Annotated in this window: 9 protein-coding genes; 1 reads left to right on the forward strand and 8 read right to left on the reverse strand. The window is 55.9% G+C overall.

Translation table 11 applies throughout. The annotated features are described in order from the left end of the window. Positions 1–16: 16 nt before the first annotated feature. From A6U86_RS02835 to A6U86_RS02870, 8 genes are all read right to left on the reverse strand, one after another. Positions 17–2203 carry a glycosyltransferase family 2 protein gene (locus tag A6U86_RS02835; protein ID WP_068385866.1) on the reverse strand — a complete coding sequence of 729 codons (2187 nt, stop codon included), beginning with the start codon at positions 2201–2203 and terminating at the stop codon, positions 17–19. Between the two features lie 54 nt (positions 2204–2257). Further along, complete coding sequence (locus tag A6U86_RS02840) at positions 2258–3364, reverse strand: hypothetical protein (protein WP_068385868.1); 1107 nt, start codon at positions 3362–3364, stop codon at positions 2258–2260. A gap of 17 nt (positions 3365–3381) precedes the next feature. Next, positions 3382–4581 (reverse strand): capsule biosynthesis protein, encoded by a 1200-nt coding sequence (locus tag A6U86_RS02845; RefSeq protein WP_244509821.1) that lies wholly within the window; start codon positions 4579–4581, stop codon positions 3382–3384. Positions 4582–4676: 95 nt separating this feature from the next. Beyond that, positions 4677–5330, reverse strand: coding sequence for an ABC transporter ATP-binding protein (locus A6U86_RS02850; RefSeq protein WP_068385872.1), 654 nt, complete (start codon positions 5328–5330; stop codon positions 4677–4679). 13 nt (positions 5331–5343) lie between these two features. Continuing rightward, positions 5344–6633, reverse strand: coding sequence for a capsule biosynthesis protein (locus tag A6U86_RS02855; protein ID WP_068385874.1), 1290 nt, complete (start codon positions 6631–6633; stop codon positions 5344–5346). 1 nt (position 6634) lies between these two features. After that, the gene (locus A6U86_RS02860) at positions 6635–7699 is read right to left on the reverse strand and encodes a hypothetical protein (protein ID WP_068385877.1); all 1065 of its coding nucleotides are present in this window, start codon (positions 7697–7699) and stop codon (positions 6635–6637) included. Positions 7700–7829: 130 nt separating this feature from the next. Next, a complete protein-coding gene (locus A6U86_RS02865) occupies positions 7830–8666 on the reverse strand; it encodes a bifunctional 2-polyprenyl-6-hydroxyphenol methylase/3-demethylubiquinol 3-O-methyltransferase UbiG (RefSeq protein WP_068385878.1) in 837 nt (278 codons plus the stop codon). A 27-nt stretch (positions 8667–8693) separates the two neighbouring features. After that, positions 8694–8963: a hypothetical protein gene (locus A6U86_RS02870; RefSeq protein ID WP_068385880.1), complete on the reverse strand. Its 270-nt coding sequence runs from the start codon at positions 8961–8963 to the stop codon at positions 8694–8696. Between the two features lie 414 nt (positions 8964–9377). Here A6U86_RS02870 and A6U86_RS02875 point away from each other — a divergent pair, with 414 nt between their 5' ends. After that, the gene (locus A6U86_RS02875) at positions 9378–10556 is read left to right on the forward strand and encodes a polysaccharide biosynthesis/export family protein (protein ID WP_068385882.1); all 1179 of its coding nucleotides are present in this window, start codon (positions 9378–9380) and stop codon (positions 10554–10556) included. Positions 10557–10834: the final 278 nt, after the last annotated feature.

The following is a 10834-nucleotide window of genomic DNA, read 5'->3' on the forward strand; positions in this document are numbered from 1 at the left end:
GCGACTCCGTAATCCCTCAAGACATCGATGGAATGAATAGCTGTGTCGGCACCACGATCCGTGGGTCCGATTTGTCGCGGCTATAGGCGGGATTGAGCGCCCTGTCGGCAAAGGCCTGTGTCGTGTGCAGCCGGCGCAGGTTGCCCTTCTCCTGCTCGAACCGTCTCTTGCGCTCGCCTGACTTGTCCGATCCTCGTGAAAGAGATTCATGATGGTAGAGACAGGCAAACGGCGTCCAGACGATGCGAAAACCCGCCTTGTGCGCGCGCAGGCAATAGTCGACGTCATTATAGGCGACCGCGAAATTCTCTTCGTCGAACAGGCCGATCTCCCGGAGGCAATCGCCTGAGATCAGCATGACCGCGCCGGTGACGCAGGTCATGCTGTTACGGACATGCAGCCGGTTCATCGGTCCGCCGAATTCCCTTGGCTTGTTCATGTACCAATGTCCGGCCAGGCCGCCGAAACCGACGATAACGCCCGCATGCTGCATCTTGTTGTTCGAGAAGAGCAGCTTGGCACCGACGATGCCGGTCCGGTCGTAGGCAAGGCAGGACACCATCTCCTTCAGCCAACCTGGCTCGATGACCTCGACGTCATTGTTGAGGATCAGATAGTGCTCTCCCCTAGCCTCCTTCAGGCCGCGATTGACCGAACGTGAGAAATTGAAGGCCTCCGGCGTGACCACGGCCGAAAAGTTCGGCCGCGTTTGGCGATAGCGGTCGTAGAGATCAAGGACAGCCTGGTTCGTGGAACCGTTGTCGATGACCAGCACCTCGAAGTTAGGGTAATCCGTCTTTTCGAACAGGTCATTCAGAACACGGGAGATGAGGTCGAGATTGTCCTTGCTGGGAATGACGATCGAAACCTTCGGCCAGTCGTGAGGCGGCTCGAAGCGGACGCGATGCAGCGTCTTGGTCAGCGTTCCCTCAATCTCGATCGCCTGCTGCTGCCGTTCGAATCTCTCGGTTAGCGCCTTTCGGGCGTTCGTGGTGGCGGCATCCATGAATTTGCGCGAATAGGTCTGGCCATTGCGGCGCCACCAATAGGCCGGGTAGGGCAGGTGCAGGATGCTTTGCTCCGGAACACCCTCCAGATAGCGCAGGAGCAGATCATAATCCTGCGAACCATCGTAACCGGTCCGAAGGTAGCCGATCTCCCGCAGCCGGCTGTGGCGATAGATGGAGAAATGGTTGATATAGTTGACGCCGGTGAGCAACACGGAATCGTAGGCGGGCTTCAGCATGACACCGGTCGGCTTCAGCGTGTCGTCGACAACCAGTTCGTCGGTGTAGAGGAAATTGGCGTCCGGATTTTGCTCCAGCGTATGCCTGATAAGCTTGAAAGCGTGTGGAGCGATCACATCGTCATGATCGAGAAAAGCGATCCATTGGCCGCTTGCGTGAGATAGGCCGGAATTGGTGGCCGCCGCGATCCCGCCGTTGAGTCCGTTCAGCACAAAGCGAATGTTGTCCTTCGCATGCTGCGCCTCATACCACCGCCGCGTTTCCGGCGATGTCGAGCCGTCATCGCTCAAAATGAGCTCAGTGCCCGACTGCCCCTGGGCCTCGAAGGACTCGACGAGATCGTCCAGATATCGCGTCGGCGCATTGTAGACGGGAACAACGACGCTCAACCAAGTTCCCGACGTCGCTGAAACCGGTAGAGCAACAAGATCGGCGGCAAGCCGGTAGTTTGCGTCGGCATATTGCACCGTCAGACTGGCAGCCCGTTTGCCGAATTTCAGGTTTGGTATCTTGGTCCAATGTTGCGGAAGCTTGCCGAGATTGATGCGCTCAGTCTTTTCCTCCGCCGCGTTCAAGTGTGAGATATAGGACTCTGCCGACTTAGCAGAAGCGAAAGCCTTGACCTCAAAACGAAATGTGGTCGGGAAGCTGACCGGATCGGCGCGCAGGGCGCAGATCGTCCCGACCGACCCTATATCCGCCGTGATGATGAAGCGGTGTGCTTCCGGCAGTGAAGTGGCATCTCTTTCATGAAATCCACGTCCGCGATTGATGTAGAATTTCGGATCTATCGGCTCGTCGCTTGCGGCGATGTGAATGACAAGCAGCCGCTTTCTGACCGGTGAAAACCTGATCTCGAAAGCTGGATCGTCGCCCAGGGATTTCCATAGGTTGGAGCCGGTACCTGCTGCGATTTCACGTTCCAGGTCAGCATTGGGTAGGACTTTCAGTGCCATAGGCCTATCTATATCCAGAGGCTCGCAACGAGCATTATTCCTAAAAAATCAGCCTTACGCCGCACCGCTGAGCGGTTCAAAATGGATGCCCGGAAATGCCGGTGACGCGTGCTGCCGCATTTTTTCAATCGAGTTGCGCGTGGCATCGCGAGCTGCAAGATAACATTCTCGATCGCTGATCAGTTGGTCAATCGCCGCCAGCCACTCTTCGGCGGTATTGCCGATGTGCAATTCTCCGGAGACGGCGCATCGCGCGAATGTCGGGCATCGTGAAAAGATCGCTGCCGCCTGCAAACGGCTGATGTCGATGCGCTTGGTGTCTGCCCGGCTTGCATTCGTTTTTCCCGACAGCAAGGGGGCGAGCGCTATATCGGCATTGTGCTTCGTCGTCCTGGCAAGATAGGCCGGCCACGATAGCGGTGGGATGATCGTCATCCTGGCGGGATCGATCCCTTGGCGAGCCCAGCGGCGGGCAACGGTACCGTTGGCAAAAACTTCGAAATGCAGATGGACGTGCTTTTCCATCGCCGCTTTGACAATCGGCATCAGGAACTCATGTTCGTGACGGTGAACGCCGGTTGCATGATAGACCATCTTGACGGGCGGTGCGTCGTCGCCTTCGGCGATGGAGGGTGCATCCGAGAGATTTGCCGGCATGGGCGCCAGGATATCGATCTTGTGGCCCGTCGTGGCCAGGGTGCCCGCCAGGGCCTCGGTAGAGGTCCAGATATGCGTCAGCAATCGATTGACCCTTGGCAACGGACGAACGGCCAATTTGATCAGCCTGTATTTGTAGGGCAAGCTTGCTTCCCTGCCGGTGACGACGGCGCGAATATCGTCGTCAACGAAATAGGCCACTCCGGCAAGATCATCCCGTCTTTCTTCAAGCCAGCGCAACTGCGGGTGCTTGATGTAGCGGCAAATGATGACGAAGAGACCTTCGCTGTCGATTGCTTCGAGGGGATCGTCGAGGCCCTTCATGATGACCGGAATATCGCCAAGCGTCTTGGCGCGTTCATCGAGATAGTAGCTGAAGCTGGGATTGGGATGGCGCGACAGGATGAGGAGCCGTTTTGCCGCGCGATGGGGGTCCTTCATCTCCGCCCCGAACGGCAGGGGCCTTGGAAGCATATGGTAGAGTATGTCGCGCAGAATTTGCATGGGCGATCCGCGCGCTTCTAAGCCAAACGATTTCGAATATTCGCCAGGACGGCGAAGGCCGCTCCCCAAAGCAGCAATGTCGCGGCGAAAATCGCGCCGATCCAGAGGAGCCGCTGCGGATATTCGGCTTCATCCGGCAAATCGGGTGCCAGAAACGTGTCGAGATAGAGAAGCTGCTGCTTGCTGACGAATCGAACCTGCTCCAGCGTCTTCATGCTGGTTGCGAACTGCTGTTCCGCCAGACCCTGCTCCAGCTCGCGCTGAGACATATCGACCGAAACGTCGGCAAGGTTCTGCTCTGTTTTGTTCTGCCCGGCAATTTGACTGTTCAGCTGATCCAGCTGTGCCTGCTGGCTTTCGATTTCGCGTTTGAGAACGCGCATTTGCGGGGCGTTGGGCGACACGGCTCCAAGCTGGGCATCGTATCTTTGCTGAAGATCTATCCGCTGCTTCTGCACGGACGAGATCAGGTTGGTAATGACGGTCGACGATCCCTCGACGCTGAGAACACCCGTTTGGTTGCGAGCAGCAAGAAGCCGGTCCCGCGCGCTCTGCAACTGGCTCTTGGCATTGTCGAGATTCGCCTCGGCCGTCGCGATGACATCGTGCCAGATGCGATTGTTGACGTCGTTGACCACGGCTTCGGAGGCGGCCACGACCTGCTGCAGCACTTTCTGGGCGTCTGCCGCCGAAAAAGCGCGGGCCCTGACCGTCACGATGCCGCTATTGGCATCGATTTTGACCGAGACCATATCCTCCCAATAATCGAGCAGCTTCTCCGAGCTTATATCCGGCTTCAGTCTTGCCAGCCGATCGATGGACTGGTTCCCATAGATCTTGTGGAAGTCAACCTTACCCTCGAGCGCGGCCACCATGTCCTTGCTCTTGATGAAGTTGGTGACGATCAGCGTATCCTGGACGATCTGCGCTGCGGGCAGGCCAGTGACCTTCGCGAGCTGGTTTCCTCCAAGCGCCGGCGTCGAAGACCGCACCGTAAAACGCGTCTCCGATTGATACTGATCGGATGCGATGAAGGTAAAGTAGCAGATCGAAGCGATATTCGGGACGACGAGCAACAGCACGGTCGCCGCCAGCATTGCCCTGCCGATGATTTGCTGCATCGGACGCGGCCGCAGTCCGACGGCCTTGAACAATTGGCTTCGTCTCGACGTCGAGAAACGCAGCTTCCGCGCGGTCACGGATAGATTCGTGGCCACGCTGCGGCTGTGCTCCGTTGCGCTGAGCTGAATCGTCTTGGGTGCGTTTTCGGTATCGTGAGCCATATCGGGCCTTGCCGGCAATCCCTCGTGTCCTATCGGTTCAGTCTATAATAGGCTTCGATAGCCTGCTCCACCTTATCGAAAACAATAAGCCTGCCGTCGACAAGTACCATGCCCTTGTCGCAATGAGTATTGATCATGCCCATACTATGGGAAACCATAATGATGTCGGAAGTCTTCCGCCTGTTTTCGAACGCGATACGACAGCGCTCCTGAAAACGAGCGTCGCCAACGGCAAGAACCTCATCCACGAGGTAGCATTCGAATTCTATGGCCATCGAAAGGCCGAACGCCAGGCGAGCACCCATGCCCGAGGAGTAGGTACGCACCGGAGCGTCCAGATAATCGCCCAATTCCGCGAACTCCTCGACGAAGCGGGACACACGCCTCACATCCTCACCATAGGCGCGAGCGACGAAATGGACATTGGCCCGCCCGGTCATGAGAGGATTGAAGCCGCTGCTCAAGCCCAAAGGCCAGGATACCCGGACGTTCTTGGAGATCTTGCCCGAATTGGGCAGCATGGTTCCGGCAATCATCCGCACCGTGGTTGACTTGCCGGCACCGTTCACCCCCAGCAAACCGTAGGAATATCCCGATTGGAATTCGCAACTCACGCGATCGAGGATGACTTTCTTGCCGGCCTGAGTCTTGAAGAACTTGGAGACATTGTTGAAGCGGATCATGACGCGTCCCGTCTCATATCCGGTGATCCTCCACGGAGGCCCAGATAAGGGAAAGCGTTGCCCATGTCACGATCAGGCCAAGCAGGATGATCAGGGGCGTGCTCACTCTGCGAGGGAAAATCGATTCCTCGGGAAGCACGGGTTTGACGAAGACAGCGAGATAAAGTGTCTTGCGAAGAGCCTCGGCAAGCACCGCATCGTAATTCTTCTGTGAACTCTCATAGAGCTTTTCCGCGATCATGCGTTCGGTGTCGAGCCTGGAATATTCCAGCAGGGCCTTCGCAAGGCTGGCATTTTCCGGCCCGGTCAACTCCGATTTCATCTTTTCGATCTGCGCGTCCAGGCTGTCCTTGGCAAGGGTCAGCTGCTGATAGGTCGGAGACTTCTCGGCGTTCGATTGTCGCATCACGAAAAGACGTGTCTCGAATTCCATCTTCTGGGCTAGCAGCCCTGTGAGAAGCGTGCCGCTGTCTTTGGCCTGTGTCTGCGGGCTGAGCAGTCCGGATGCGTTCTGGAATTGGTTGAGCGCGATCAGCGTGTCGCCATAGGCCTTGCCGCTTTTCTCGACATCGGCCTTCATGCTTCGCACGATATCGTTGCGCGCTCTTTCTGAGAGTTCATTGATCAGCTTTTCGCTTTCATCGATGATGGCATCCGCGAGCTTCACGGAATCGTCGGGCGAAAAAGTCCTGACCTTTAGCGTGATGATGCCGGAGGTGACGTCGATATAGGCGGTGACGCGGTCGTTCCAGTATTTCAGGAATTCTTCATCGGATTGGGAAGCGCGAAATCGTGTCAGGAAATCCGCATCCTGCTTTGTAAACATCGAGCGGTAGTCGAGCTTTGCGCCGATTCTTTTCAAGATTTCCGTGGAGTGGATGAAGCTGGTTACGACATAGGCGTCCTGCGATGCCGAACGCATGTTCAGGGCATTGGTCGCCCCGCCGGCGCCGAGAGAATCGCTGCTCTCGCCACTATCGCTGGCTCCGGATACCGCTCGCACGGCAAAGCGGGCTTCCGCTACATATTGGTCCGAGGCGATAAAGGCATAATAGAGCGAACTCGCCAAAAACGGCAGGATAACGATCAGCAGGAAGCCCAGCAGCCTCAACGGCGGCTTGCCACCGGAGCGCGTTTCCGGCTCCGGCCCATCATGGACCGGCGTGTACTCGATTTCCTCAAGGTCGTTGCGTTGACGTTGGGTCGGCATCTTGCGCCGAAACAGCGCCGGCAGGATATGCCGGCCGGTCTTAACCCGCGGGTGTTCCTGAACTACCGTGTCTTCGATGACTGGTTTTGGCATATCAGCTTGCAATCGTTTCCGGCAATTCAGACGTGGGTGGCTTCATCGCTTCACGCACGTAGTGATCGAAAATCAAATCTTCTTCGAGCATAAGCTCGGCAATATGCAATGAACGCAGCCGCGTCGCAATGTCTTCAAGAGCGCTGTGCCTTGGAGGCAAGGGAAAGTCGTCGACCGAAATCCCGAGCAACTCGCCGACCGCGTGTTGGAAATAGAGACTATCGGTATCGCGCCCAACGATGGCAAAGCGCGACAGAAGATCGATCGCGGTAGCGACATCGGCGCGTGTGACGGTCTGCTCGGGTATGGTCGTGGCCAATTGACGGGTGACGGGCGATACCATCACGTTTCTGACATTCTGGGGCGCCTTCTTGAGAGCCAACTTGAGAGAGGCCTCGCTATCAAGATTGACGTCGGCAAAATGTTCCGCAGCGGGAGCGAGGATGATTTTGTCGCGGTCGCCGAAGAAGGAGATTTGGGTTTTTGCCATTCGTTTCAGCAGGAAGATTCGCAGGGCCAGTTCATAATAGGGGTCCGTGAGCAGGGCGATCGCCTTGAATCCCTTGTCCAGAAACTCCTCGTAATTGCGCATCAGCAGGCGGCCGCTAAGGTAGATCGACTGGATGGCATTCAGATGAAAGGCTTGAAGCGTGGTCTCGTGGCCAAAGCGTTCCACGGACGAAAGCTCATATTGGAAATGGCGGCCGCAATGATAGTCGAATTTGACCATCGGCAGCAGTTGCGTTTCAAGCCGCACGACCTTCAGCGGAATAGTTGTCGACACCTGAGGTCGTCGATAGATCAATAGCCCGGATTTTGCGTCGTGGATCATCAGGGAACTACGTTCCACGAGATCGGGGATGATCGTGGTATCGAGCTTGAAACCGACGCGACCGTCTTCGTGACGTCCTGAATCGATCACCGCCTGCTTGATCTGATCGCACGGCAGTATCATCAATTCGCCACCGGCATCCGACACCTTGATCTGCGGCTTATCGGAAAAGCCGTCGGGAATGAGATAACCCTCGATCAAGTTGCCGTGATCATATTCGAGATTAAAGAGCACGGATATCCTCCGATGCCCCCGCTCGGCATGGGCCTGGTCCCGATTGACGACCGAAATGCATCAAATTATCCACCGCATCACTCAATGCATCGAGGCGACTGCCGACACCGCCGTTATCGAATTCCGGCATTCATGCCCCGTAAGGCGATTTGCGAGCCAGCAGCGAAAAGCTTGGGCCACCCGGATGGTTGAGATCCTCATCCCTGATGATGACGTCATTAAAGCCAAATTCGCGCAAGAGCATCAATATATCATCCCTGTGCATCCAGAAGTGCCGGTCTTTCATGCCGCCGCAGAAGGATGCATTCGCGTTGGCGTGATGGTAGCTGCGTTCGTAATAGCGCACTGCAAGGCCATCAACCATCCTTGTCTCAACCTTACCGCTGAACGGCAGCCAGCGCACGTCATCCTCAGGCATGGCTTCTTCGAGAACGAAATGGGTCCAGATGAAAACCGCTTTGGATCGCTTCGCCAGCAATCGGAGAAATTCGCCCGGATCCGCCATATGGTACAGGACGCCCGATGCTATGGTTAGGTCGTAAACACCATCCCGTTCCGCAAGCCATGACTGAATATCGCCCAGCATAAACGCGGCATTGTTGATATTCAGAACCTGCTTGGTGACCAGGCAGCGGAGAAAGCAAAGACGATTTGCTTCGATCGCGTCGATTTTCGCGGCGCCCTGGTGGTGCAGCATGTAGGTGTGCATACCCTCCAGAGGCCCAACCTCCAGAACGGTCTTGCCCTCGATCGAACCGAAAGTCTGCAACGCCCACGCAATACGGTCATCCGCATAGAGAGGCAGATTTCCGGCGTTGAGGTTGAATTCGGGCGGGAAGGCGCAGTTCCAGCCCGGCAAGGCATCAATGGCGTTTTGCAGGCTTGGCATACCTTGCTCGTATTGATCGAATATCTCCAGGGGGTTCTTCGACGGTTTCTTTTGCGAGCGTTTGGAAAAGCCGAGCATGGACGTAACCTTAATTCTCATCAGCCATTAGCCGATCTGAAGAAATTGGCGGGCCGGATTGAAACGGAAACGCGATTGCTTCCATCTGTTTCCCGCCTCGAATATAAAATCCGCAGCAAACTGGTGTATTTTGTGAATACTATCGACTCTTTGTCGAATTATCGGCGGCGTTTTGCCGCAACCGCAGGTCTGTTCCATCGCAGGCCGGGAAAGCCCCGCATCTTCTGTCGTTGCCATTAACTGATTATCTCGCGGAAAGTCGATGTTCGACAGCTTCTGATTGATGTGGCCTGCCATCGCTGGCTAAAGTTCAGTTCAGGACTTGCAACCTTTATAGGCAATGGCGAGATCACGAAAGCCGGTTTGGCGCGAATTGACGAAACATAAATTCACTATTCCGACAGATCGTCGTTAATGCTGTTACCCAACGGCATTTACCATAATTCTTAAAATTTTAATTAAAAACCTCGGGGAATACCCGCGTAAATTGCTTTGTTCGCATTTGGTCCCTATACTCGAACCGAGCGCGCGTTCATCAAAGCCCAAGTGTGTTAAGATGAACGCATGTGATTTTTTTGATTGTATTTGCAGTATTATGGGCTTGTTGATGGACGTCCATTATGCTTTTCAAAGCATCGTTAGATTTAATGTATACGATGTCGGTCCGAACCGTCGGGTAGTGCGGCAGCTAATGGGTTTGAGGTTGTTCAATTGATTCGTATTGGCGCCGTACTTTGTTGCCTGGTTCTGGCGGGGTGCAATTCCGTATCGAGCGAGGGACCGCTTGCTGGTGCGATAACCAAGGATGCTGGGCAATCCAGTGCTGAACTTGGCCGCCAGAATGCGGCGGTGTTCGATATCGTGGACATTGACAGTCGCAGCGCGCGGCTGGTTTCGGATTATGTTTCCTCGGCGTTCAATCGCCGGTTCGGCATCGGCGGCGGCGCCGCACCAGTCGTGATCGGCGTTGGCGACGCGTTGAAAGTGACGATTTTCGAGGCCGGTGTTGATGGCCTCTTCTCCACCGCGCAATCGAAGCAAGTCTCGCTGGATATCGTCGTACAGCCCGATGGAACCGCGGCCATCCCTTATGCTGGCTCCGTTCGATTCTCGGGCAAGACGCTCGATCAGGCCCGCAAGGCCATCCTGGCAGCTTTGGCGACCAAGGCCGTCGAGCCTGATGTCATCGTGACGAGCATGGGAACGCCGTCGCGAACCGTCACGGTCTCGGGTTCGGTCGGCCGTCCTTCCATGGTTTCGCTGGACCTGACCAAGGAAAAGATTACCGAGGTGATCGCCAAGGCCGGCGGACCTTCGACGCAGCCTTACGAGACCTATGTCACGCTGGTTCGCGGCAACAGAACCGGGACGGCCTTGCTGAAGTCCATTATCGAGCATCCCTCCGAGGATATCTATGTCCAGCCGGGCGATCAGATTTTCCTTGTGCGTGATCCGAGAACCTTCACGCTGCTCGGCTCGGTGCGCGGAGACGGACGCCTGGAATTCGGGGCCAACGATCTCAACCTTCTTGAGGCCGTTGCCCTCGGGCATGGCGCCATCGATGACTCGAGCAACGCCAAGGGCTTCTTCCTGTTCAGATATGAGGAGCCGGATATCGTCAGGAGCCTACTTGGCCCGGCGCGATTCCAGGAGCTGCTACGCAAGGGCATGGCGCCGGATTCCAAGGGGCGTTATCCGATCGTCTATCGGTTCGATATGTCCAATCCCGATAGCTTGATCGTTGGACAGACGTTCCCGATCAAGAGCCGTGACGTGATCTATGTGTCCCGTCATCCCTCGGTTGATATTCGCAAATTCCTGTCGATTGTCGGTGCGCCGTTGGGCATAGCCGCGCAGGGAGCAGCGACAGCAACCATTCTGAGCCAGTAATGCCAACGACAGAGGTTTGTTTCCGATAAACCTCTGTTTTCACCTGCATCGATGTGTGGACGCCGACATCTGTATGGTCGTGACGGATCATGCCTTGCCGTTAAGATCGAATTGATCGCGAATTGATGTGCGGGATGAAAGGGGAGCGCGATTTTCTGCGTAAGGCGTTGGATATCATGGATTGCATCGATTGCTGCGTTGCCGCATATTGACTGTACACCCGAATTTTCTATCTCTGACAACCAGAGATAATCATCGCGTGAACAGTTGATAGTAAA

Origin of the sequence: Rhizobium sp. AC27/96, from assembly GCF_001692325.1 — a bacterium.
Taxonomy (GTDB): Bacteria; Pseudomonadota; Alphaproteobacteria; order Rhizobiales; family Rhizobiaceae; genus Rhizobium.

Excerpts from the sequence above, each read along its gene's own strand:
- A6U86_RS02835 (WP_068385866.1), bottom strand. The coding sequence starts at position 2,203 with ATGGCACTGAAAGTCCTACCCAATGCTGACCTGGAACGTGAAATCGCA.
- A6U86_RS02840 (WP_068385868.1), bottom strand. The coding sequence starts at position 3,364 with ATGCAAATTCTGCGCGACATACTCTACCATATGCTTCCAAGGCCCCTG.
- A6U86_RS02850 (WP_068385872.1), bottom strand. The coding sequence starts at position 5,330 with ATGATCCGCTTCAACAATGTCTCCAAGTTCTTCAAGACTCAGGCCGGC.
- A6U86_RS02855 (WP_068385874.1), bottom strand. The coding sequence starts at position 6,633 with ATGCCAAAACCAGTCATCGAAGACACGGTAGTTCAGGAACACCCGCGG.
- A6U86_RS02865 (WP_068385878.1), bottom strand. The coding sequence starts at position 8,666 with ATGCTCGGCTTTTCCAAACGCTCGCAAAAGAAACCGTCGAAGAACCCC.
- A6U86_RS02870 (WP_068385880.1), bottom strand. The coding sequence starts at position 8,963 with ATGGCAGGCCACATCAATCAGAAGCTGTCGAACATCGACTTTCCGCGA.